Genomic DNA, 20,710 nt, shown 5'->3' on the forward strand with positions numbered 1-20,710 from the left:
TGCGCTGCGGACAGCTTGTGTTGCTGACACGAGATCGCGGGATTCTAGCCAGCCTGGCAAAACCTTGCGGTGCGCAAGGGATTGCAGCCAATGCAATCTCCCTATGGAGTTCATGCCACCTTGGCATTTCGCTAATGGAGGATCATGCGGCAGTGTCTCCATCGAACGCCCTGCCTGGCGTTTCGGGAGGAGACCCAAGATGCAAATCCAGGCCACAACCGACGAAGCCTTCATTGCCGGTGCAAGACCCGCGATGGAAGACCGCCAGCTTATCGACATTACGCTGGCAAGCGACGCGCACGGCGCATTTGTCTGGGGCGTGCTCGATCGCTTGCTGGATGAACCTCGCCTTTCCTTCCGCAGCATCACCGCATCCGGTTTCGCAGGCATGGAGGCTGCGGTTCTTGCCTACGGACTGGCTCTGGGTGGCAGGCGTGGGGCAAGGACGGCGCTTACCAATTTCTGGCGGCGCGTCAGCCACGCATCGATGTCCGTGGCCGCGATAGCCAGTCCATTGAAATCGATCCTGGAGCAGTCGATCGACATTGCCGAGTTGCACAAAAATAGCTGCCCGTTGAAGCTCAACATCCTGGCTTCGAATGCCCGCACCGATACCGTGACGATTTTCTCCGGCGACCAATTGTCGATCGAGGCGATCCTGGCGGGAGCGACGGTCCCATTCCTCTTTCCGCCCGTGGAAATCAACGGCGATACGTATTGGGGCGAAGGCGATTTTTCGGCATTGCCGCCGATGCAGCCTATCGAGGTTGGGCATTGGCTCATAGTCGGCGGCAAACCCTCCGGCTGCATGACGCCTTGTGCTGGTTACCGCCTCGCCGCAAATGCCGTGAACCCTGCATCTGTCCTCTTCGACAGTCATCACAGAACAAGCGCTGCGCTGTTTACCAGGCCTTGGACCGACTGGGGCGAATTGACCGAGATACGTGACCGCGGACGGCAGCGAGCCGAGGACTGGCTTCTCGCCGACCACTCGACCTCAAGCGAAAGCTCCGTCGTCGACAGCAAAAATCGATACGTCTAGGCGCGCCTCCCTCCGCCTGGCCGCGCCTGCTTCCCTTCGCTCACGAAGTGCAGGCGCCAAGCCCTCCGGTTCCCCGCCGGAGGGCTTTTTGCTCGTTATCCTCCTCAACATAGTGACCGCGTATCAAATCCATGCCGAGACAGCATTTCAGCTTTATCGCGCGTCGGACGACACTGCTTGCAGACAGGCCGCGAGGTCAGTCTTTCCTCGAAACGCAACCAGGAGAAACGACCGTGATCAACACCAAGACCCTCATCGGATCGGCCCTCGCCGCCGCCACCTCGCTTGCTGCAACTGCAGCCTATAGCGGCCCGGCCGCTCAGCCCAGCTTCTCGTTCGAGAAGTGCTATGGCGTCGTCAAGGCCGGCCAGAACGACTGCCAGACCGCAACGCACTCATGCGCGGGCACCTCGACCGCCGACAACCAGCCGGATTCCTGGCTCTACGTGCCGGCCGGCAGCTGCGCCAAGATCACCGGCGGCAGTGACAAGCCGAAAGCCTGAACAACCAGACTTCAAGCCAACCCCCTTTGGAAGGGAGCAGACCGATGACCCGTGCATTTCAGCCCCTCACGATCCCGGCATCCGCGGGCATCGGTCTGCGCTCTCCTCACATCAGCGAGATGCTGACCCGGAGACCCTCTGCTGGCTGGCTCGAAGTGCATGCCGAGAACTATATGGGCGACGGCGCCGCCGTCGAGGCGCTTGAACGGCTGCGCCAGATATATCCACTGTCAGTGCACGGGGTTGGCCTGTCTCTGGGCAGCGCTCAAGGCGTGGACCGCGACCACCTGGAGAGGCTGCGCAAGGTCTGCGAGCGGTTCCAGCCTGATCTCGTTTCGGAGCATCTTGCCTGGAGCGTTGCCGACGGCGCCTATCTCAACGACCTGCTGCCGCTTCGCTACGACGAAGAGGCGCTGGCGATCGTGGCGCGCAACGTGGCAACCGTCCAGGATACGTTGAAGCGACGTGTTCTGATCGAGAACCTATCCGCCTATGTCGCGTTTGCGGACTCCTCCATGAATGAGGCTGAATTTCTGGCCGAGCTGGTGGCGCAAACTGGCTGCGGCCTGCTGCTGGACGTCAACAATGTCCAGGTTTCGGCGCACAATCTCCAATACGACGCAAAGACCTTCATCGACGCTTTGCCCGCCGATGCCATCGGGGAGATCCACCTTGCCGGCCACGCGACCAATGAGGTCGGCGGCGACACCGTGCTGATCGACGATCACGGCTCTCGCGTGCCGCCAGTTGTCTGGGGGCTCTATCACCATGCCATCAGCCATCTCGGGCCGCGCCCGACGCTGATCGAATGGGATACCGATGTTCCGGTTCTCGACGTGCTGCTCGGCGAAGCGATGTGGGCCGACATGCTCTCCGCTTCGATCATGTTCGGCCGCAAGCAGGCCGCAAGGCAGACCGTCCCGACCATGGTCCTGCCAGTGTCCAGCCTGCCAACTTTCGAAAGCACGCGAACCAGCATGCCTGTGCTTGCGGCATTTGCCGCCGCCAGAGCCAAACCGGCCATGCACATGGCCTTGCCGACGATCGAGGGAGGATATCATGCTGCCGCTTGAACATTTGCAGACAATCGTGGCGCGCTCGGTGCTCGCCATGGAGCCTCTGATCGACGCAAAAATGCTCACCGCCGGCAAGGCCGACCCAATGGCTCGCCTGCGCATCTACCAGAACAACACACGCAGTTCTTTGACTGCCGTGCTGATGGCAGTGTTCCCCGTTACGGCCCGCCTCGTCGACGAACGTTTCTTCCGCTTCATGGCGAGCGAGTTCATTCGACGGCATCCGCCGGCGGAGTCGCGCCTGGTGCGCTATGGCGCGGGCTTCCCTCGCTTCCTGAAGACCATCGACACCCTGTCCGACATGCCGATCGTCGCCGAGACGGCGCGGCTCGAATGGGCCATTGCCGAAGCGCTGGATACAGCTTCGCTGCCGGCCCGCAGTCTCGCAGAATACGACAGCACCGACCTTGGGCTGTCGCCGGATATCCTGCTCCAGCCCTCACTGCGATTGATCGTCTCGCACTGGTCGATCCTATCGGTATGGATGGAGCATCAAAAGGAGACGGCGGCCGGTGAAAAAATCACCTGGATAAGGCGCCCCGAACGCGTGGCGCTGTGGCGATCGGGGAACTACGTGCGGCTTTTTCTGCTTGACCGCGCGAGCTTCGCCTTCTGGCATTCGCTGAAGCACGGCTTCGGCCTTGAGCATGCCGCTGGCCGCGCCTTGGCGCTCGACCCGACCTTCGACCTGGTTTCAGCGCTTGTGCGTCTTTTCCGCGACAGGCTCGTCACCGACGTGCGCGTCCCGGTGCTCCCCCTCCCAAACTGAAGGAGACGATCATGACTGCGATACCGGAATATTCCACGCCTCGCCCTGCCGGCCTTGTTGGTCTTTACCGACGAGTGATCAAGTTGCCGGAGCGTATCCCATTTTCGCTGGTCCAGCTCGCAGCTCGGGTCGCGATTGCGCATGTCTTCTGGCAGTCTGCACAATCGAAGCTGGCGTCCTGGCCGGTGACGCTGCAGCTGTTCGCCAGCGAATACAATCTGCCCCTTATCGATCCGTCGATCGCGGCGCCGTTGGCGACAACGGCAGAGATCACCGGGGCGGTGCTGCTTTTCCTGGGGCTGTTTTCGCGTCTTGGCGCGCTGATGCTGCTCGGCGTCGTTTCGGTTATCCAGATCTTCGTTTTTCCGGAGAACTGGGCCGAACACCTGCTGTGGGCATCGCTGTTGCTGCTCGTTCTAACACGGGGCGCCGGCGTCCTTTCGCTCGACTACGTCGCAGAGCGGACCTTTTCAGCGTCTAGAAAATGACTGAGGAAGCACGGTGCGCATCCGAGGCTCGCCGACTTCCAGACCCCTATGTCCTGAAATCGATGTGAATTAGGGTGGGCGCCGTTGCACAGAACAAACCCGAGCGGCGTCATCACCAGCGGCAGGCGGGGCTGCCAGACGCGCCGCGAAACCCACATTGCCTGCGAGCGCCGCAGCATCGGGTGTTTTCGCGAAATGGGTGCCATGTCGGATCCTGTCTCGATCGACCCGGCCTAGCACACCCATGGAGCCTATCAACCCTGCGAGGCCAGGGCCATGGCAGACGGGATCAGCGACAGTGCTCCGGCAGAACTCTGACGGCGAAGGATGGATGGGACATCCCGCCAGCGCGCGTGCCGGCGGGATGAAAGCGTCGGCGGAGCCCGGAGGCTTCTACATCGCCATTTTTTCGCACTCGGCCTGGGCCTTCTTGGTCGACGTATCGATCATGTAGGTTTTGCCCTTGGCGTCAGTCATCATCATCATGCAATGCTTGATCGGCTTGGCCATCTTCATCATTTCGGCGCTCATTTTGGCGTCTGGCATCATGGTGCCCATATGCCCGTCGGGCATGATCGCCGTGACTTGCCCACCCTTCATCATGGACATCGTACCCATCGTGTCTTCGGCGAACGCCTGCGACACACACAGGGCGGCAATGCTAGCGGCGACAAAGATCTTGAACGAATGCATTTGGAATACTCCCATTTTTTGAGGGGCACAGTTGCCCCATTCGTGGGTTCGCCGGACATTTGCGGTCAGTTACATCGACACGAAGATGTGATCGTATGTTGCCTGAGGTGGCGTAGCCCCTGGTTAGGGGACAGCCCAGGGCGCGCCAGCCCCACCTCCTTGCTCCTCACCCACCGAAGGAAGCCCTCCGCCACCAGCGCAAGATGGGCCGGGATGCGCCTCTCGCTGTTTGCCGTCTTCAGGGAGCGCTTGCCGGCGCTTGTCACCTTGAAGAACCACACGAGACGCACCAAATCTTCGCACCGACCCCATAGCCGCTGAGGGATTCGGAACTTGCCCTGCCAAACCTCAGAGCCTTTGCGCTTGGCTGTTTTGGAAAATCTGGTGCTGCGAGAGAGGATTGAACTCTCGACCTCTCCCTTACCAAGGGAGTGCTCTACCACTGAGCTACCGCAGCCGCTGATGGCGGGGCTTCTGCCATATCGAACCGGCAAGCGCAAGGCATCTGTGAAAGGCTTTGCCAGACAAGTTTCGCTGACATGGCGGCGCCACAATGCTAGCTATCCCAGAACGGCAAGCCTGCCAGTCACGGGTGGGACGGGACGATGAACGACAAGACAATTCCACCGAAAAGGGCCGATCCGGCAAAAAAGAGCGGCACGGACCGCAAGGACCGCCTGGCAGAGCAGCTGCGCGCCAATCTCATGAAGCGCAAGGCGCAGGCGCGTTCACGGCGCAACGGCGATGCTGACAAGCAGCGCGCCGGCGACGCTGACAAGCAGCGCGCCGGCGACGCCGACCAGCGGCCGGAAGGCCTGGCGGCTGCTGAAAAAATGCACAAGGACTAACCAAAAGCCGCCACACTGGCCCGCCACCTTGGCCAAAGGGGCCAAGAAATCCTATTTCTTGAACCAAGCCGGCCAATGGTCTAGACGGGCCGATACTCAAACTGACGAAAACCGGCCTTTCGGGCCGAGGGGACATTCTCTCATGGATCGCATCAGAATTGTCGGCGGCAACAAGCTCGCCGGAAGCATTCCGATTTCGGGCGCGAAAAACGCAGCCCTGCCGCTGATGATCGCGTCGCTGCTCACCGACGACACGCTGACGCTGGAAAACGTGCCCCATCTGGCCGATGTCGAGCAGCTGATCCGCATCCTCGGCAATCACGGCGTCGATTATTCGGTCAACGGCCGCCGCGAAAAGCAGAATGAGGGCTATTCGCGCACCATCAATTTCTCGGCCCGCAACATCGTCGACACGACCGCGCCTTACGAGCTGGTGTCGAAGATGCGGGCGTCGTTCTGGGTGATCGGCCCGCTGCTGGCCCGCATGGGCGAGGCCAAAGTGTCGTTGCCGGGCGGTTGCGCCATCGGCACGCGGCCGGTCGATCTGTTCCTTGAAGGCCTGCAGGCGCTGGGCGCCGACATCGATGTCGACACCGGCTATGTCCTGGCCAAGACCAGGAACGGCCGCCTCGTCGGCAACCGCTACGTGTTTCCGAAAGTCTCGGTCGGCGCCACCCATGTGCTGATGATGGCGGCATCGCTGGCCAAGGGCGAGACGGTGCTGGAAAACGCCGCCTGCGAGCCCGAAATCGTTAACCTCGCCGAATGCCTCAACGCCATGGGCGCCAAGATCTCCGGCGCCGGCACGCCGACCATCACCATTGACGGCGTCGAATCGCTGTCGGGCGCGCGCGTGCGCGTCATCCCCGACCGCATCGAGACCGGCACCTATGCCATGGCCGTGGCCATGACCGGCGGCGACGTGGTGCTGGAAGGCGCTCGCCCCGAGCTGCTGCAGACCGCGCTCGACGTGATTGCGCAGACCGGCGCCGAGATCACGCCGACCAATTCCGGCATTCGTGTGCGGCGCAACGGCGCCGGCATTGCGCCGGTCGACGTCACGACGGCGCCCTTCCCGGCCTTCCCGACCGACCTGCAGGCACAGTTCATGGGCCTGATGACCATGGCCAACGGCAAGTCGCGCATCACCGAGACCATCTTCGAAAACCGCTTCATGCATGTGCAGGAACTGGCCCGGCTCGGCGCCCACATCACGCTGTCGGGCCAGACGGCAATCGTCGACGGCGTCGCCAAGCTGAAGGGCGCGCCTGTGATGGCGACCGATCTGCGCGCCTCGGTGTCGCTGGTCATCGCAGGCCTGGCGGCCGAAGGCGAAACCACGGTCAACCGCGTCTACCACCTCGACCGCGGTTTTGAGCGGCTGGAAGAAAAGCTGTCCAACTGCGGCGCGGTGATCGAGCGGATTTCGGCTTAACCGCGCGGCAGTTGCTCCAGACAAACAGGAGTCTGGTGCTGCCTTCATTCCCCGATGAGACCTTAAAACCCGAGGCGCTGGCCCCGGGGCGCGGTTGCACGGACCGGAAAGACCGCCTAACAGAGGGCTGAAACCAACTTTCAGGTGTGCATTCGGCATGGCAGCCCTCAAACTCATTGCGCTCGACGATCAGGATCTGAGCATTGTCTCGGCCCACGTCCAGGACGCCGTGATGAAGGTCTCGGACCTCGAATATTTACCTTCGGCCAAGCGTTTCCTGCTGACCATGAACCGCTTCGTCTGGGAGGCGAAGTCCGGCCTGTTCAGCCAGCACAATGAACGGCGCCAGGCGGTGCTGCATTTCGACCGCGTACTCGGCGCCAAGACCAACGGCATCGCCCGCGACCGACCGGCTGAGGTGCTGTCGCTCTTGGCAATCAGCTTTGTCGAGATCAGCAAGCCAGCCGGCATCGTCGAGCTGGTCTTCTCCGGCGGCGGCGCCATCATGCTCGATGTCGAGTGCATCGAGGCGCGGCTTGCCGACATAGGCGGCGCCTGGGAAGCCACCTCGCGTCCGGTGCATAGGGGCTAAAGCATGATCCCGAGATTTCAACCAACTCTCATCATGATCTAGACGCAGCCGATGGCCATCACACTCCGCCAGTCCGACGCCGGTTTCGAGCAGCGTTTCGCCGCCTTCCTGACAACCAAGCGGGAGGTGTCGGAGGACGTCGACACCGCCGTACGCGCCATTATCGCGCGGGTGCGTGCCGAGGGCGACGCGGCGCTGATCGACTATACCTTGAAGTTCGACAAGGCCGAGTTGAGCCAGCTCGGCATCGCCGTCTCCAGGGACGATGTCGCTCAGGCCTACAAAGCGGCCGATCCGGAGACGGTCGAGGCGCTGAAATTCGCCCGTGACCGCATCCGATCCCATCACGAACGGCAAATGCCCAGGGACGACCGCTATACCGATGCCGCCGGCGTCGAATTGGGTTCGCGCTGGACGGCGATCGAGGCGGTCGGGCTCTATGTGCCGGGCGGCACAGCCAGCTATCCAAGCTCGGTGCTGATGAACGCCGTACCGGCCAGGGTGGCGGGCGTCGAGCGCATCGTCATCGTGGTGCCGGCGCCGGGCGGCGTCATCAACCCGCTGGTGCTGGTGGCGGCCGACATTTCCGGCGTCTCGGAAATCTACCGCGTCGGTGGCGCGCAGGCGATCGCAGCGCTTGCCCATGGTACCGAAACAATAAAGCCGGTCGCCAAGATCGTCGGACCCGGCAATGCCTATGTCGCCGCGGCCAAGCGCCAGGTGTTCGGCACGGTTGGCATCGACATGATCGCCGGCCCGTCAGAAGTGCTGGTGGTGGCCGACGGCAGCAACGATCCCGACTGGATTGCCGCCGACCTTCTGGCCCAGGCCGAGCATGACGTGTCGGCGCAATCGATCCTGATCACCGACGATCCCGCGTTTGGCAAAGCCGTCGAACAGGCGGTCGAGCGCCAGTTACAGAGCCTGCCCCGTGCTGAAACGGCGGCCGCCAGCTGGCGCGATTTCGGGGCGGTGATCCTGGTGGAGACCATCGAGGCCTCGCTGCCGCTGGTCGACCGCATCGCCGCCGAACATGTCGAGTTGGCCATCGACGACGCCGAGGGTTTCCTCGCCAGGATGCGCAATGCAGGTGCGGTGTTTCTGGGCCGCCATACGCCCGAAGTCATTGGCGACTATGTCGGCGGCTCCAACCACGTGCTGCCGACGGCGCGTTCGGCGCGTTTCTCGTCGGGCCTGTCGGTGCTCGATTTCGTCAAGCGCACCTCGATCCTGAAGCTCGGGCCAGAGCAACTGAGAGCACTTGCGCCGGCGGCGATCGCGCTGGCCAAGGCGGAAGGCCTCGACGCGCATGGCCGCTCCGTCGCCATCCGGCTGAACATGTAGGCGGACATGGCGGACGGCGATCCAACCCGCACAAGACTGATCGACGTCGAACTCGACGAATCGATCGGCCGTTCGACGCCCGACGTCGAACATGAGCGCGCGGTGGCGATCTTCGACCTGATCGAGGAAAACAGCTTTCAGCCGGTCAATGACGACGGCACCGGGCCTTACCGGCTGAAGCTGTCGCTGGCCGAATCCCGGCTGGTGTTTGCGGTCGCCCGCGAGGATGGCGCTGCCGTTGTCACCCACATCCTGTCGCTGACGCCGCTCAGACGCATCGTCAAAGACTACTACCTGATCTGCGAAAGCTATTACGACGCCATCCGCTCCTCGACGCCGAGCCATATCGAGGCGATCGACATGGGCCGGCGCGGCCTGCACAATGAAGGCTCGCAGACGCTGATGGACCGGCTTGCCGGCAAGATCGACATCGACTTCGACACGGCGCGGCGGCTGTTCACGCTGGTCTGCGTGCTGCACTGGCGGGGTTAGATCAGGATGACGCTTCGTTGAATGGCCATCCTGATCTGACTCTTTGTTGGAGCATGATCTCTGGACAAAACTATTCCCGTTTTGTCCGAGAAAACCGGTTCCCACTTTTCGGGATCATGCCCTAGTGGCCGCGGCGCCACGCTCCATCCTGTTTTTGTGCGGTATGAATGCCGTGCGCTCGCCGATGGCCGAGCAGCTGGCGCGGCGCATGCTGCCGCCGGCCACTTTCGTTGCTTCTGCCGGCATACACAGGGGCGAGCGCGACCCGTTTGTCGATGCGGTGCTGGCCGAAGAAGGGCTGACGTTGGGCGAGCGCCAGCCGAAAGCAATGGACGATCTCGAGGACGACTATTTCGACCTGATCGTTACTCTGGCGCCGGAAGCGCACCATGCCGCGCTCGAACTCACCCGCTCGCTTGCCGTCGACGTTGAATACTGGCCGATGCCGGACCCGACCGATGTCGGCGGCAGGCGCGAGCAGATCATGGCCAGCTACCGCGACGTCCGCGAGCGGCTGAAAACGCGGATTAGCCGACGTTTTCTGCTTCCGGAAGCAAAAAACGCGGTGGATTAAGCGTGTTCACAAGCGGACGATTATCATATAGGTTCCGCCGAAATTCAGGCCTGGGCACTCCAGGACGCCGGAACTGCAATCCAAGCAAAGGTATCGAATGCCGAAGGAAGAAGTCCTTGAGTTTCCGGGTGTCGTGACGGAATTGTTGCCGAATGCGATGTTCAGGGTGAAGCTCGAAAACGAACACGAAATCATCGCCCATACGGCCGGCCGTATGCGCAAGAACCGCATCCGCGTCCTGACCGGCGACAAGGTCCTGGTCGAGATGACGCCCTATGACCTGACCAAGGGCCGCATCACCTATCGTTTCAAGTAAGAATTAGATCCGGACCGCGATGAGCATTTTGCAGAAGCTGGTGCTTGCCTCGGGTTCACCGCGTCGGATCGAGCTTTTGCAGCAGGCCGGCATAGAGCCGGACCGCGTGCTGCCGGCCGATGTCGACGAGACGCCGCTGCGCGCCGAGCATCCGCGCTCGCTGGCCAAGCGGCTGTCGACGGAAAAAGCCGAGAAGGCGCTGGCTTCGCTGAAAAGTGAGGAAGACTATGCGCCGGGGTTCGTGCTGGCCGCCGATACGGTGGTCGCGGTCGGGCGCCGCATCCTGCCCAAAGCCGAGACGCTGGATGACGCGGCCAACTGCCTTGGGCTGTTGTCGGGCCGTTCGCACCGGGTCTATTCCGGCATCTGCCTGATCACGCCAGGCGGCAAACTGCGCCAAAGGCTGGTTGAATCCAGGGTTCGCTTCAAGCGGCTGCCGCGCGAGGAGATCGACGCCTATGTCGCGTCCGGCGAATGGCGCGGCAAGGCCGGCGGCTATGCCGTGCAGGGTCTCGCCGGCTCCTTCGTCGTCAAGCTGGTCGGCTCCTACACCAACGTCGTTGGCCTGCCGCTCTACGAGACGGTGGCGCTGCTTTCCGGCGAAGGCTTCAAGGTCCACACCAACTGGCACACCGCGCGGCCATGAGCCTGGACGACAAGGTCACGCCGCTGCGCCCGAAGCGTCCCTGCCCCGAATGCGGCAAGCCATCGGCGCGCGAGACCTATCCCTTCTGCTCGACGCGCTGCAAGGACATCGACCTCAACCGCTGGCTGAAGGGCGCCTATGTCATCACCGCGCGTGATGATGAGGACGAGAGCGACGAGCCGAAGTAGGGTTTGCGCGGCGCCGGCCGCGACAATTTCACTTGGCCGACCTTGCGCGATTGCTGCTTTGCCGACGCCTATCGAGCCCCGTCACGTATCCGCGACAATTGCCCCGGAAAATCGGCGCTTAGGCGCTGGACAGGCCGGATTCCCGTGCTATAACCACGCGCTTTCAAGGGGCGCCCACGGTGCTTTCCTGAAATCCGGCCAACGATATCTCGTTTGCCGGCGAGGCCCAGATAGCTCAGTTGGTAGAGCAGCGGACTGAAAATCCGCGTGTCGGTGGTTCGAATCCGCCTCTGGGCACCATCTCTTTCTCCCAAGAAATCAGGTGCGTGACCTCTTGCAGGCGGATTCCCGATCCCGGCCCGCTGACTATGCCGGTGCGCCTCCGCAGCCGAATTATGAACTTTCGGCGCGCACGGTCTCCACGCCAAGCGAGCCGGCCGGAAGCGGCTGCAGCAGTTCGGCTTCCGGCTTCGTCAGATTGAGCCAGGCGGACCAGTTCGGAGGCTGAAGCACCACGACCTGCCGATTGTGATAGGGCGCGATATCCGGTCCAGGCTCGGTCGTCAGCATGGTGAAGCTGGGCGGCTTGTTGCCGACGGCTTCACGCCAGAGCCCTGCGATGGCCATGAACGGAGAGCCGTTGAGGGTGAAGCGATGCTTGGCCTTCGGATATTTGGTGCCGGTGAATTCGAAGAAGGCGGATGCCGGTACGAGACAGCGTTTGCTGCTCCCGAATTGCCGACCTTCGGAGCGGAAGTTGAACACTGGTCCGCCTTTTGGTCCGGCCGGTGGAAATCCGAACGTCATCGAAGCCAGTTCAATGACGCCGGTGTCGCCGGCGGCGCGCATGATCGGGGCGGGATCATTGATGTGGATGTCGTCCGCCTGCGGCAGGTCGAGTTCGGTTTGGTGGGTGGGGGTCTCGAGTGCCAACGACTCCAGCATCCGGCAATATTCAGCCCAGAGAATATGCTGTTCATAATCGTTGCACATGGAAGGCTCCGGACCGGACTGCCAAGTCTAACTTACGGCAAACGAAGCGGCGATGAAAAGTAACGGGCCGCTCTAGGCATCGCGCTCAACCAGTATATCGGCCTCGATCGCAGCATTGACGAAGGCGGCGCGGGCGTAGCGGGCCTCTTTCAGGCCTTCGAGAGCGCCGAGGCAGGCTTTGCGGGCGGCGACGTGATAGCGGCCTGTCTTCACCGGCCACCGGTTGATGAGGATGTCGGCGGCCTGGGCGACACGCTCGACCTTGTAGATGGTGTTTCTGGACTTGCCGAGCGCGACGCGAACCGGCTCGTCGAAATGCTGGTCTTGCATGCTTTCCCTCCCGGACGCGACCGCAAGTCAATTCGGGAGAGCCAGTTCGGTTCCACAGGGACGATTTGCCAACACAAAAACCCCGCTTGCCGAAATCACTTTGCGCGCATCGGCCCGATCGCGGATTTGATTTGCTTGGTGATCCCCTCTTCTTAGGGCAAACTGCCTGCCGGGGCTGCAGGAGGAGAAATGCGAGCACGCGCAGCTACGATCGGCGATCTCGAAAGTGTTTTTCGGGATTTGTCCACGCGTATGTCGGACGAGTATGCGGCCGCCGGCAAGGACAGCAAGGCCGCCTACGACAATCTGATGATGAATTTGAAGGAAGGTCGCGCCCACGCGCTGGTCGAGGGCGACAAGACGGTGGCGATCATCGCCTGGCATGAGAACAGCGACGCCGCCGACACGCTGTTTGCCGCGCAGGAGGGTTTTTTCAGCGCCGCGACGGTCCGCTTCTGTCGTCGTCACATCCGCCATGTCCAGGCGCTCGCCGGCAACCTTCCCATCCACTCGCGCAGCTGGCTGCAGCGGGCCGACGTCGCCAAATGGTTCCGCGTCATCGGCTATGTCGAAAGCGGCCAGGAGAACGGCGCCACTGTGTTCGAACTGCCGCCGACCCGGGCAGCGCAATCCGTGCGTGCCGCATAGGCCTGCGCACCCACGGATGCAATCATAGAAAAGCCCACCGCCGAGAAGGCGATGGGCCTGCATTCGCCTGCAGCGGGCTTAGATTTCGGGCTGATCGAGCGCCTCGTAAATCACCTCTTCCAGCGAACCCAAATCCTCTTCGATCTCGCTGACCTCAAGGCCTGAATGCCGAGCATCCAGGGCTGCCAGCGTGGTCAGGATTCGAGCCGTTGCCTTGTCGGCAGGCAGTTCACCCGGCAGGTGCTCGTGTATCCAGCCTTGCAGAAAATCAACGCCGCGCTCGCTCATCGGCTTCTATTGCCCCAGAATGACCCCGGAAGCGACGATCTGAGCCGTCACGCTGGTGAGCCTGCCTCGCTTCACGAGCGTCGGTTTTTCATAGATTTTCTTCATACCAATGCCCTTCGCGATAGTTCGCTCGTCAGCAACAACGTCTTTCGCGAGGCCGCGTTCCATGGTCGGCGCTGAGCCCGACGCCCCTGAGTTGGAGAACTCGGCTTCTGTCGAGCATGTTGCGCCACCATCGCGCCGCGTGGCATCTGTCGCTGCCGCTTATTGTGATGCAAACAGGATCATGGCACAGCCACCCGATATTAACCGACAACCGGCCCCGGGCGCAGGCGTCAGCCTGAACCGGGCGCTTTCCAAGCTTGGCCTGTGTTCGCGCAAGCAGGCCGAGCTGCTGATCGCCGATGGGCGCGTGCGGGTCGGCGGCAAGGTGGTGCGCGATCCGTCGCTTCGCGTCGATCTCAATCGCGACCGCATTGCCGTCGACGGCGCGCACATCGCTGCCGAGGCAAAGGTCTATCTGATGATCAACAAGCCGCGCGGAGTGGTCACCACCCGCGACGACCCACAGGGGCGCGGCACCGTTTATGACTGCCTCACCGGGCTCGACCTGCCTTTCGTGTCGCCGGTCGGGCGCCTCGACAAGGCCAGCGAAGGCCTGTTGCTGATGAGCAACGACACGCATTGGGCCAATGGCCTGCTCGATCCGGCGTCGCATGTCGCCAAGGCCTATCACGTGCAGATCGGCGCCGCGCCCGACGAGGCGATGCTGGCGCGGTTTCGCGAAGGCGCGCTCGTCGATGGCGAGTTGCTGACCGCAAGCTCGATCAAGGTGCTGCGCAGCGGCGGCCGCACTGCGTGGCTGGAAATCGTGCTCGACGAGGGCCGCAACCGCCAGATCCGCCGCCTGCTCGGCGCCTTCGATGTCGAGGTGCTGAGGCTGGTCAGGGTGGCGATCGGCGGCCTGCAGCTCGGCGATCTCGCCAAGGGCAAGGCGCGGCATCTGACGGATGAGGAGCTGGCGTTGCTGGAGGTTTAGTGGCTGGCCTCGAAGGCTGGCTGCTCGACACCTCTGAGCTTCGTCATTCTAGGGCGGAGCAAGGAGCGAAGCGACGCGGCGCAGACCCTAGAATCCATTCCGTGACGTCCACGCGCTGCAACGGTGCAGAACGACCTCAGTTTTGAGCCGCCTCTGCCCTTCGCGCGAAGTAACGGAATGGATCCTCGGGTCTGCGCGCGTCGCTGCGCTCCTTGCTCCGCCCGTGGATGACGAATGGATGGGCGATTTCCCCAACCTCCAAAGGTAACCCAGCCCCGCCTACTTCTGGTTCCACTTCCGAACAACCGGCTCGCTCAGGTCATGCTCGTAGCCCAACACGCTGATGCTGGCGGTGTCGAGCACGAAGTGGGCGCCGCCTTCGGGCGGCAGGCCGAGCCAGCGTGCTGCCAGTACTCTGAGGAAATGCGAGCTCGAAAACACCAGCACGCTGCCTTCGATGGCGCGCAGCCCGGCGATGATTGCGTCGGCCCTGGCGCCGACATCGGCGGCGGACTCGCCGCCGGGACAGCCGTCGCGAAACAATTGCCAGCCGGGACGCTTGGCCAGAATCTCTTTGGTCTTCACGCCCTCATAGGCGCCATAGTCCCATTCCTGCAGATCGTCCTTCTTCACCGCGGCAGCGCCGAAGCCGGCAAGCGTGCAGGTGTTGAAGGCGCGCTGCGACGGGCTTGACCACACCGCCTTAAAGGACAGGCCCTTGAGCCGGTCCGCAACGGCTCGGGCGGCTGCCTCGCCCTTTGGTGTCAACGGTATGTCCGTGCGGCCGGTGTGTTTTCCCGAAGCGCTCCATTCTGTCTCGCCGTGACGGACAAGGTAGATCTCGGGAAACGCGTTGCTCATTCGCTCACCTTCGGCTTGGAACCCGAGCGCACCCTAGCCGGGAACGCCCAGCCCGCACCAGCCGTGCCGCACTCCGGCTCCAAAACAAAAAGCCGCAGCCGGCGAACCGGCTGCGGCCTCATGGACGAACGTCAGCGTTCCGTGATCAGGCGGGCTGCAGATCGCCCGACAGCGCCAGGTCGGCCTCCTCGGACAATGTGCCGGCCATGGCGGCGGCGAACTTGGTCTGGTCAAGTTCACCTTCCCAGCGCGCCACGACGATGGTCGCCACTGCATTGCCGACGAAGTTGGTCAGCGCCCGGCACTCCGACATGAAGCGGTCGACGCCAAGGATCAGCGCCATGCCGGCGACCGGCACCGTAGGCACGACCGAGAGCGTGGCGGCGAGCGTAATGAAGCCGGCGCCGGTGATGCCGGCGGCACCCTTGGAGCTCAGCATGGCGACGAGCAGCAGCAGGATCTGGTCGCCATAGGTGAGCGGCGTATCGGTCGCCTGGGCGATGAACAGAGCGGCCAGCGTCATGTAGATGTTGGTGCCGTCGAGATTGAAGGAGTAGCCGGTCGGGATGACCAGGCCGACCACCGAACGGTTGCAGCCGGCGCGCTCCATCTTGGCCATCAGGCCGGGCAAGGCCGCTTCCGAGGACGAGGTGCCGAGCACCAAAAGCAGCTCTTCCTTGATGTAGCGGATCAGCGCCAGGATCGAGAAGCCATTGTACCATGCAACAGCGCCGAGCACGACCAGCACGAAGAGCAGCGACGTCAGGTAGAAGGTGCCGATCAGAAAGGCGAGGTTGGCGATCGCGCCGATACCGTATTTGCCGACGGTGAAGGCCATCGCGCCGAAAGCGCCGATGGGGGCGGCCTTCATCAGGATGGCGACCAAGCGGAAGATCGGCGACGTCAGCGCCTGCAGGAAGTCGACGACCGGGCGGCCGCGCTCGCCGACCAGGGCAAGCGAAATGCCGAACAGCACGGAGAAGAACAGCACCTGCAGGATGTCGCCTTGCGCGAAGGCGCCGGTGATGGTGTCGGGGATGATGTTGAGGAGGAAGCCGACGATGGTCGTGTCATGCGCCTTCTCGGTGAAGGTCGCGACCTTCGAGGGATCGAGCGTCGCCGCATTGATGTGCATGCCGGCGCCCGGCTGGACGACGTTGGAGACGACCAAGCCGATGACCAGCGCCAGGGTCGAGAAGACCAGGAAATAGACCATCGCCTTGCCGGCGACGCGGCCGACCTTTTTCAGGTCGGAGACGCCGGCAATGCCGGTCGTCACCGTCAGGAAGATGACCGGCGCGATCACCATCTTGACCAGCTTGATGAAGGCATCGCCGAGCGGCTTCAGCGAAGCACCGAGTTCGGGATAGAAATGACCGAGCAGAACGCCGGCGGCGATCGCCGTCAGCACCTGCACGTAAAGATGCCGGTAGAAAGGTACTTTGCCGCGCGGTTCGGCGGCAGCGGATGCTGGCTGCATGACGTCCTCCATGGCGCCCCTATCGAAAGCTCGACCTCCCGGGGCAGTTGCTTTGACCTCCGCAGCCTCGCGACTGCTGAATGGGATCATTGCAACTGCCGTGCCAGACTGCGTGGCGAGTTCGTACGCCTTGATTTTGTTGATTATTTCGATCGATCGAGGTTGGTGTCGCTCAGACACAAGTGCGGACATCCGCATGACTGAATTGTGCTTTGTGCGAAATCATGCACAAATGGGCGATGCTGCAACGCCCTGCCGCTGCCTTGTCATCGACGCCGGAGCAACTCGGCAAGCGGGCACGCCGCGCCTGGCTGCTGTTTGCGGGAATAGCGCTTGTGATCGTGGCGACGGCGCTCACCGGCGCCGGCCTCTATGCACGCCGTGCCGAGGTCGCAACGCTGGCGGCGCAAGGCCGCACCGATGCCAATCTGAAGGTTGCGCTGCTGCGCGCGGTGCTGGAAAGCCCGCGGGCGCTGCCGCTGCTCCTATCCGAGGACCAGCAGGTGCATGACGCCCTGCAGAACAAGGGCGCGGTCGCGATCGACGTGCTCAACCGCAAACTCGAAGGGCTGGTCTCCGGCACCAAGGCTTCGGTGCTTTATGTCACCGGCGTCGACGGGTTCGCGATCGCTTCCAGCAACTGGCGCGAGGCGACCAGCTTCGTCGGCAACGACTATGGTTTCCGCGCCTACTTCTCCGGCGCCATGCAATCCGGAACCGCCGAGTATTTCGCCCTCGGCAACACCAGCAAGCGCCCCGGCCTCTACATTTCGCGGCGCGTCGGCAATGCGGCCGCCCCGCTCGGCGTCGTCGTCGTCAAGATGGAATTCGACCAGCTCGAGGCCGACTGGCACGAGGCCAACCGCCCGGCCTATGTCAGCGACGACCATGGCGTCGTGTTGATCACCAGCGTGCCGTCCTGGCGCTTCATGACCACGGCACCGCTTGCCGGCCCGCTGGCTGCCGCCATCCGGAGCAGCCAGCAATTCGGTAACGCGCCGCTGATCCCCTTGCCGATCACCCGTCCTGAGGCATTGAGCCCTGACGTATCGATGGTGCATGCGGTGACGCCCGGCGGCAGCGATAGCGAATATCTCAGGCTTTCGACACTGGTCCAATCGACGCCATGGCGGCTCGACTATCTCGTTCCGACAGAAGTGCCGATCGCGGCTGCGGTGCGTGAAATGCGGCTGCTGGCGCTGGGCGTCGTGGTGCCGCTGCTGGCGCTGGCCGGCTATCTCCTGTGGCGCCGGCAGTCGGCGCAGATGCGCATTGCCGCCGAACAGGCGGCGCGCATCGAGCTCGAACGCCGCGTCGTCGAGCGCACGCATGATCTGAGCCTGGCGCGCGACCGGCTGCAGGCCGAGATCACCGATCACCGCAGCACGGAGGCCAAGTTGCAGGTCATGCAACAGGAACTGGTGCAGGCCAACCGTCTTGCCACCCTCGGCCAGGTTGCCGCCGGCGTCGCGCATGAGATCAACCAGCCGGTGGCGACGATCCGCGCCTATGCCGACAATGCGCGTGTGTTCCTGGAGCGCAAGCAGACCGCCTCGGCCGAGGAGAACCTTGGCGCGATTGCGGCGCTGACGGAGCGCATCGGCGGCATCACCGAAGAGTTGAAGGTCTTTGCCCGCAAAGGTCGCACCGCGGCCGAGCCGGTCGAGTTGCGCGGCGTCATCGAAGGGGCGGTCGTGCTGCTCAGGAGCCGCTTTGCCGGCCGGCTGGACGCGCTTGACATCACGCTGCCACCGCAGACGCTCAAGGTGATGGGCAACCGGCTGCGGCTGGAGCAGGTGCTGATCAATCTTTTGCAGAACGCGCTGGAGGCGCTGGACGGCCGCGACGGCGCCAGGGTGCAAGTGTCGGCGCAGGAAACGGCCGACGGCGTGGCGCTTGCCGTCGCCGACAACGGACCGGGCATTTCGCCCGCCATCCTCAAATCGCTGTTCACGCCGTTCAACACGTCGAAGGACAAAGGCCTCGGCCTCGGGCTCGTCATCTCGCAGGACATCGTCGCCGATTATGGCGGCCGCATCGAGGTGGCGAGCGGCAGAGACGGCACGCGCTTCACCGTTCACCTCGCCAAGGCTCTGTGATGGATAACCACATCGCACCGGTCATCCTGATCGACGACGACAGCGAGCTGCTGAGAGCCACGCGGCAGACGCTGGAGCTGGCCGGCTTTTCGGTGTCGGCCTTTGCGACTGCCGCCGAGGCGCTGGCCGGGCTCGACGCCAACTTCTCCGGTGTGGTGGTGTCCGACATCCGTATGCCCGGCATCGACGGCCTGCAGCTCTTCGACCGCGTTTTGCAGCTCGATCCTGACATTCCGGTGATCCTGGTCACCGGGCATGGCGACATCGCGGTTGCGGTCAAGGCGATCAAGGACGGCGCCTACGATTTCATCACCAAGCCGTTCGCCGCCGACCGGCTGGCGCAAAGCGTGGCGCGCGCAGCCGAAAAGCGCCGCCTGGTGATGGAGAACCGCGCCTTGCGCGAAAGCGCAGAACAGGCGCAGGACGGCCTGCCGCTGATCGGCCAGACACCGGCGATGGAACGGCTGCGCCGTACGCTCCGGCAAATCGCCGACACCGATGTCGACGTGCTGGTGACCGGCGAAACCGGCTCCGGCAAGGAGGTGGTGGCGAGCCTCCTGCATCGCTGGAGCCGGCGCGCCAAAGGCAATTTCGTGGCGCTGAATTGCGGCACGCTGCCGGACACGGTGATCGAGAGCGAGTTGTTCGGCCATGAGGCCGGTGCCTTCACCGGCGCCCAGAAGAAGCGGATCGGCCGCATCGAGCATTCGAGCGGCGGCACGCTGTTCCTGGACGAGATCGAAAGCATGCCGGCTTCGACCCAGGTACAGATGCTCAGGGTGCTGGAAATGCGCGAGGTGACGCCGCTCGGCACCAACGAAGTGCGGCCGGTCGATCTGCGTGTCGTTGCCGCCGCCAAGGTCGATCTCGGCGATCCCGGCCAGCGCGGCGCTTTTCGCGAGGACCTCTATTACCGGCTCAACGTGGTGACGATCTCGATCCCGCCGCTGCGCGAACGCCGCGACGACGTCGCCCTGCTGTTCTTCTACTTCGCCGAGCGCGCCGCCGCCCGCTTCCGCCGTCAAATGCCTGCCGTGCCTGCTTCGGTGCACCGCTATCTCAGCCAGCATGACTGGCCGGGCAATGTCCGCGAACTCGCGCATTTCGCCGAGCGTTTCGTGCTCGGGCTGGAGGAAGCGGCGCAAGCGCCGCCTTCCGCCTCGGCGGAAACGGATGATGCCGGTTCGCTGCCGGAACGGCTTGAACGCTATGAGGCCGATGTGATCCGCGAGACACTTGGCCGCAATGACGGCGACGTCCGGCGCACGATCGAGGCCCTCGGCATCCCGCGCAAGACATTCTACGACAAGCTGCAGCGGCACGGCATCGTGCGCAGCGATTTTTCCAGATAATTCAGGGGGGTGGGCCCGAAGCGTGGCGGATTTTGCGACCCTGTCCGAAAAAACCGTGGCAAGTCGGCATCAGAAGGTGTTGAAGACCTGATCGGCCGCCTTCGGCAAGGCGCGATCCGGTTGCGCTCGGCAGATGTTGATGATTTGTTGCCGGTCAGCGGAGAATGAGTGATGCGAGAACCTGTCGGTCAAGACGAGTATGGGTCGACCAACCCCTTCGATCCGGACGATCTGCAGAATTTGAACGCGATCGGCCCGGCCATGGGTGGCGGCAACGACTTCGAGAAATACGCCGTCGCCGTGATCATCGTCTTCGGCGCGCTGATCATTGGCGGGTTGATGGCTGCGGCCATGGCCTTCGGCCATCGCAACGGCTTCCTGTTCGCGCTTGGCGGCGCGACCGCCGCCTGGATATCAGGCAATGCACTGCTGCTCGACCGGCCGCGCATCTACGCGCTGTTCGTTGGCATCGCGGCGCTGTTGCTGGTCGGATCGACCCTCACACTCGTCCTTTGATCGATCCTTGTTGGATCATGATCTAAAGCCTGTCGCGATTTAAAGGATTCAGGATTCCCCTTGGTTTGAGTTCGTGATTCATTGCGGTTGAAAGGAGG

26 protein-coding genes and 2 tRNA genes are annotated in these 20,710 nt (G+C 63.1%); 20 read left to right on the plus strand and 8 right to left on the minus strand.

The annotated features are described in order from the left end of the window. The first annotated feature begins 199 nt into the window (after positions 1 to 199). The 5 genes from FJV77_RS28720 to FJV77_RS28740 all read left to right on the plus strand — a co-directional run bounded on the left by FJV77_RS28720 (position 200) and on the right by FJV77_RS28740 (position 3,878). Entirely contained in the window at positions 200 to 1,042 is an 843-nt protein-coding gene (locus FJV77_RS28720) for a hypothetical protein (protein WP_142869772.1), read from the plus strand. A 233-nt stretch (positions 1,043 to 1,275) separates the two neighbouring features. Then, positions 1,276 to 1,545, plus strand: a complete 270-nt coding sequence (locus tag FJV77_RS28725) for a DUF2282 domain-containing protein (protein WP_056594632.1) — start codon at positions 1,276 to 1,278, stop codon at positions 1,543 to 1,545. Between the two features lie 44 nt (positions 1,546 to 1,589). Next, positions 1,590 to 2,618: a DUF692 domain-containing protein gene (locus tag FJV77_RS28730; RefSeq protein WP_142869773.1), complete on the plus strand. Its 1,029-nt coding sequence runs from the start codon at positions 1,590 to 1,592 to the stop codon at positions 2,616 to 2,618. Further along, entirely contained in the window at positions 2,605 to 3,390 is a 786-nt protein-coding gene (locus FJV77_RS28735; RefSeq protein ID WP_142869774.1) for a DNA-binding domain-containing protein, read from the plus strand. Before FJV77_RS28730 ends, FJV77_RS28735 begins: the two co-directional genes overlap by 14 nt. 11 nt (positions 3,391 to 3,401) lie before the next feature. Beyond that, on the plus strand, positions 3,402 to 3,878 hold the full coding sequence (locus FJV77_RS28740) for a DoxX family protein (protein ID WP_142869775.1): 477 nt from the start codon (positions 3,402 to 3,404) through the stop codon (positions 3,876 to 3,878). Between the two features lie 393 nt (positions 3,879 to 4,271). Here the strand turns inward: FJV77_RS28740 and FJV77_RS28750 are convergent, their stop codons facing one another. Further along, a complete protein-coding gene (locus tag FJV77_RS28750) occupies positions 4,272 to 4,571 on the minus strand; it encodes a hypothetical protein (RefSeq protein WP_142869777.1) in 300 nt (99 codons plus the stop codon). Between the two features lie 382 nt (positions 4,572 to 4,953). Continuing rightward, positions 4,954 to 5,028: transfer RNA gene (locus tag FJV77_RS28755), tRNA-Thr, on the minus strand. 148 nt (positions 5,029 to 5,176) lie between these two features. On the opposite strand from FJV77_RS28755, the gene FJV77_RS28760 reads away from it, so the two are divergent. The 10 genes from FJV77_RS28760 (at position 5,177) to FJV77_RS28805 (ending at position 11,306) form a co-directional block, all read left to right on the plus strand. Then, a complete protein-coding gene (locus FJV77_RS28760) occupies positions 5,177 to 5,419 on the plus strand; it encodes a hypothetical protein (protein ID WP_142869778.1) in 243 nt (80 codons plus the stop codon). Positions 5,420 to 5,561: 142 nt separating this feature from the next. Beyond that, positions 5,562 to 6,854 (plus strand): UDP-N-acetylglucosamine 1-carboxyvinyltransferase, encoded by a 1,293-nt coding sequence (gene murA, locus FJV77_RS28765; protein ID WP_142869779.1) that lies wholly within the window; start codon positions 5,562 to 5,564, stop codon positions 6,852 to 6,854. Between the two features lie 157 nt (positions 6,855 to 7,011). After that, positions 7,012 to 7,446 (plus strand): DUF2948 family protein, encoded by a 435-nt coding sequence (locus FJV77_RS28770; protein ID WP_142869780.1) that lies wholly within the window; start codon positions 7,012 to 7,014, stop codon positions 7,444 to 7,446. A 51-nt stretch (positions 7,447 to 7,497) separates the two neighbouring features. Then, the gene (gene hisD, locus FJV77_RS28775) at positions 7,498 to 8,790 is read left to right on the plus strand and encodes a histidinol dehydrogenase (protein ID WP_142869781.1); all 1,293 of its coding nucleotides are present in this window, start codon (positions 7,498 to 7,500) and stop codon (positions 8,788 to 8,790) included. Between the two features lie 6 nt (positions 8,791 to 8,796). Then, a complete protein-coding gene (locus FJV77_RS28780; protein ID WP_142869782.1) occupies positions 8,797 to 9,282 on the plus strand; it encodes a UPF0262 family protein in 486 nt (161 codons plus the stop codon). A 163-nt stretch (positions 9,283 to 9,445) separates the two neighbouring features. Continuing rightward, on the plus strand, positions 9,446 to 9,856 hold the full coding sequence (locus FJV77_RS28785; protein ID WP_142869798.1) for a low molecular weight phosphatase family protein: 411 nt from the start codon (positions 9,446 to 9,448) through the stop codon (positions 9,854 to 9,856). 97 nt (positions 9,857 to 9,953) lie between these two features. Then, positions 9,954 to 10,172 carry a translation initiation factor IF-1 gene (gene infA, locus FJV77_RS28790; RefSeq protein ID WP_006200926.1) on the plus strand — a complete coding sequence of 73 codons (219 nt, stop codon included), beginning with the start codon at positions 9,954 to 9,956 and terminating at the stop codon, positions 10,170 to 10,172. 19 nt (positions 10,173 to 10,191) lie between these two features. Next, the gene (locus tag FJV77_RS28795) at positions 10,192 to 10,818 is read left to right on the plus strand and encodes a Maf-like protein (protein WP_142869783.1); all 627 of its coding nucleotides are present in this window, start codon (positions 10,192 to 10,194) and stop codon (positions 10,816 to 10,818) included. Next, the gene (yacG, locus tag FJV77_RS28800) at positions 10,815 to 11,006 is read left to right on the plus strand and encodes a DNA gyrase inhibitor YacG (protein ID WP_142869784.1); all 192 of its coding nucleotides are present in this window, start codon (positions 10,815 to 10,817) and stop codon (positions 11,004 to 11,006) included. The genes FJV77_RS28795 and yacG overlap by 4 nt, the downstream gene beginning before the upstream one ends. Positions 11,007 to 11,230: 224 nt before the next feature. After that, positions 11,231 to 11,306 (plus strand) — tRNA-Phe (locus FJV77_RS28805). 93 nt (positions 11,307 to 11,399) lie between these two features. On the opposite strand, the gene FJV77_RS28810 is transcribed toward FJV77_RS28805, so the two are convergent. Next, positions 11,400 to 11,999, minus strand: coding sequence for an SOS response-associated peptidase (locus FJV77_RS28810; protein WP_142869785.1), 600 nt, complete (start codon positions 11,997 to 11,999; stop codon positions 11,400 to 11,402). 72 nt (positions 12,000 to 12,071) lie between these two features. Further along, the gene (locus FJV77_RS28815; RefSeq protein ID WP_142869786.1) at positions 12,072 to 12,329 is read right to left on the minus strand and encodes a DUF982 domain-containing protein; all 258 of its coding nucleotides are present in this window, start codon (positions 12,327 to 12,329) and stop codon (positions 12,072 to 12,074) included. Between the two features lie 189 nt (positions 12,330 to 12,518). Between FJV77_RS28815 and FJV77_RS28820 the strand changes: the two genes are divergently transcribed. Then, complete coding sequence (locus tag FJV77_RS28820) at positions 12,519 to 12,977, plus strand: hypothetical protein (RefSeq protein ID WP_142869787.1); 459 nt, start codon at positions 12,519 to 12,521, stop codon at positions 12,975 to 12,977. A gap of 78 nt (positions 12,978 to 13,055) precedes the next feature. Here FJV77_RS28820 and FJV77_RS28825 read toward each other — a convergent pair whose 3' ends face one another. Both FJV77_RS28825 and FJV77_RS33420 read right to left on the minus strand, forming a co-directional pair. Beyond that, positions 13,056 to 13,265 carry a DUF768 domain-containing protein gene (locus FJV77_RS28825; protein WP_142869788.1) on the minus strand — a complete coding sequence of 70 codons (210 nt, stop codon included), beginning with the start codon at positions 13,263 to 13,265 and terminating at the stop codon, positions 13,056 to 13,058. Positions 13,266 to 13,271: 6 nt separating this feature from the next. Continuing rightward, complete coding sequence (locus tag FJV77_RS33420) at positions 13,272 to 13,433, minus strand: hypothetical protein (protein WP_185970457.1); 162 nt, start codon at positions 13,431 to 13,433, stop codon at positions 13,272 to 13,274. Between the two features lie 118 nt (positions 13,434 to 13,551). Here FJV77_RS33420 and FJV77_RS28830 point away from each other — a divergent pair, with 118 nt between their 5' ends. Continuing rightward, positions 13,552 to 14,304, plus strand: coding sequence for a pseudouridine synthase (locus FJV77_RS28830; RefSeq protein WP_142869789.1), 753 nt, complete (start codon positions 13,552 to 13,554; stop codon positions 14,302 to 14,304). A gap of 279 nt (positions 14,305 to 14,583) precedes the next feature. Here the strand turns inward: FJV77_RS28830 and FJV77_RS28835 are convergent, their stop codons facing one another. Both FJV77_RS28835 and FJV77_RS28840 read right to left on the minus strand, forming a co-directional pair. Further along, positions 14,584 to 15,165, minus strand: coding sequence for a histidine phosphatase family protein (locus FJV77_RS28835; protein WP_142869790.1), 582 nt, complete (start codon positions 15,163 to 15,165; stop codon positions 14,584 to 14,586). A gap of 145 nt (positions 15,166 to 15,310) precedes the next feature. Next, entirely contained in the window at positions 15,311 to 16,657 is a 1,347-nt protein-coding gene (locus FJV77_RS28840; protein ID WP_142869791.1) for a dicarboxylate/amino acid:cation symporter, read from the minus strand. Positions 16,658 to 16,869: 212 nt separating this feature from the next. On the opposite strand from FJV77_RS28840, the gene FJV77_RS28845 reads away from it, so the two are divergent. From FJV77_RS28845 to FJV77_RS28855, 3 genes are all read left to right on the plus strand, one after another. Then, complete coding sequence (locus FJV77_RS28845; protein WP_142869792.1) at positions 16,870 to 18,744, plus strand: ATP-binding protein; 1,875 nt, start codon at positions 16,870 to 16,872, stop codon at positions 18,742 to 18,744. After that, positions 18,744 to 20,096 (plus strand): sigma-54 dependent transcriptional regulator, encoded by a 1,353-nt coding sequence (locus FJV77_RS28850; RefSeq protein ID WP_142869793.1) that lies wholly within the window; start codon positions 18,744 to 18,746, stop codon positions 20,094 to 20,096. The genes FJV77_RS28845 and FJV77_RS28850 overlap by 1 nt, the downstream gene beginning before the upstream one ends. A 171-nt stretch (positions 20,097 to 20,267) precedes the next feature. Further along, positions 20,268 to 20,612, plus strand: a complete 345-nt coding sequence (locus FJV77_RS28855; protein WP_142869794.1) for a hypothetical protein — start codon at positions 20,268 to 20,270, stop codon at positions 20,610 to 20,612. The last annotated feature ends 98 nt before the right edge of the window (positions 20,613 to 20,710 follow it).

The sequence above is a fragment of the Mesorhizobium sp. WSM4306 genome, from assembly GCF_007003975.1.
Lineage (GTDB): Bacteria > Pseudomonadota > Alphaproteobacteria > Rhizobiales > Rhizobiaceae > Mesorhizobium.

Excerpts from the sequence above, each read along its gene's own strand:
- FJV77_RS28720 (WP_142869772.1), top strand. The coding sequence starts at position 200 with ATGCAAATCCAGGCCACAACCGACGAAGCCTTCATTGCCGGTGCAAGA.
- FJV77_RS28750 (WP_142869777.1), bottom strand. The coding sequence starts at position 4,571 with ATGCATTCGTTCAAGATCTTTGTCGCCGCTAGCATTGCCGCCCTGTGT.
- infA (WP_006200926.1), top strand. The coding sequence starts at position 9,954 with ATGCCGAAGGAAGAAGTCCTTGAGTTTCCGGGTGTCGTGACGGAATTG.
- hisD (WP_142869781.1), top strand. The coding sequence starts at position 7,498 with ATGGCCATCACACTCCGCCAGTCCGACGCCGGTTTCGAGCAGCGTTTC.
- FJV77_RS28830 (WP_142869789.1), top strand. The coding sequence starts at position 13,552 with ATGGCACAGCCACCCGATATTAACCGACAACCGGCCCCGGGCGCAGGC.
- FJV77_RS28820 (WP_142869787.1), top strand. The coding sequence starts at position 12,519 with ATGCGAGCACGCGCAGCTACGATCGGCGATCTCGAAAGTGTTTTTCGG.
- FJV77_RS28780 (WP_142869782.1), top strand. The coding sequence starts at position 8,797 with ATGGCGGACGGCGATCCAACCCGCACAAGACTGATCGACGTCGAACTC.
- FJV77_RS28850 (WP_142869793.1), top strand. The coding sequence starts at position 18,744 with ATGGATAACCACATCGCACCGGTCATCCTGATCGACGACGACAGCGAG.
- FJV77_RS28785 (WP_142869798.1), top strand. The coding sequence starts at position 9,446 with ATGAATGCCGTGCGCTCGCCGATGGCCGAGCAGCTGGCGCGGCGCATG.
- FJV77_RS28730 (WP_142869773.1), top strand. The coding sequence starts at position 1,590 with ATGACCCGTGCATTTCAGCCCCTCACGATCCCGGCATCCGCGGGCATC.
- yacG (WP_142869784.1), top strand. The coding sequence starts at position 10,815 with ATGAGCCTGGACGACAAGGTCACGCCGCTGCGCCCGAAGCGTCCCTGC.
- FJV77_RS28855 (WP_142869794.1), top strand. The coding sequence starts at position 20,268 with ATGCGAGAACCTGTCGGTCAAGACGAGTATGGGTCGACCAACCCCTTC.
- FJV77_RS28840 (WP_142869791.1), bottom strand. The coding sequence starts at position 16,657 with ATGGAGGACGTCATGCAGCCAGCATCCGCTGCCGCCGAACCGCGCGGC.
- FJV77_RS33420 (WP_185970457.1), bottom strand. The coding sequence starts at position 13,433 with ATGGAACGCGGCCTCGCGAAAGACGTTGTTGCTGACGAGCGAACTATC.
- FJV77_RS28760 (WP_142869778.1), top strand. The coding sequence starts at position 5,177 with ATGAACGACAAGACAATTCCACCGAAAAGGGCCGATCCGGCAAAAAAG.
- FJV77_RS28815 (WP_142869786.1), bottom strand. The coding sequence starts at position 12,329 with ATGCAAGACCAGCATTTCGACGAGCCGGTTCGCGTCGCGCTCGGCAAG.
- FJV77_RS28825 (WP_142869788.1), bottom strand. The coding sequence starts at position 13,265 with ATGAGCGAGCGCGGCGTTGATTTTCTGCAAGGCTGGATACACGAGCAC.
- FJV77_RS28810 (WP_142869785.1), bottom strand. The coding sequence starts at position 11,999 with ATGTGCAACGATTATGAACAGCATATTCTCTGGGCTGAATATTGCCGG.
- FJV77_RS28770 (WP_142869780.1), top strand. The coding sequence starts at position 7,012 with ATGGCAGCCCTCAAACTCATTGCGCTCGACGATCAGGATCTGAGCATT.
- murA (WP_142869779.1), top strand. The coding sequence starts at position 5,562 with ATGGATCGCATCAGAATTGTCGGCGGCAACAAGCTCGCCGGAAGCATT.
- FJV77_RS28795 (WP_142869783.1), top strand. The coding sequence starts at position 10,192 with ATGAGCATTTTGCAGAAGCTGGTGCTTGCCTCGGGTTCACCGCGTCGG.
- FJV77_RS28835 (WP_142869790.1), bottom strand. The coding sequence starts at position 15,165 with ATGAGCAACGCGTTTCCCGAGATCTACCTTGTCCGTCACGGCGAGACA.
- FJV77_RS28845 (WP_142869792.1), top strand. The coding sequence starts at position 16,870 with ATGCACAAATGGGCGATGCTGCAACGCCCTGCCGCTGCCTTGTCATCG.
- FJV77_RS28735 (WP_142869774.1), top strand. The coding sequence starts at position 2,605 with ATGCTGCCGCTTGAACATTTGCAGACAATCGTGGCGCGCTCGGTGCTC.
- FJV77_RS28740 (WP_142869775.1), top strand. The coding sequence starts at position 3,402 with ATGACTGCGATACCGGAATATTCCACGCCTCGCCCTGCCGGCCTTGTT.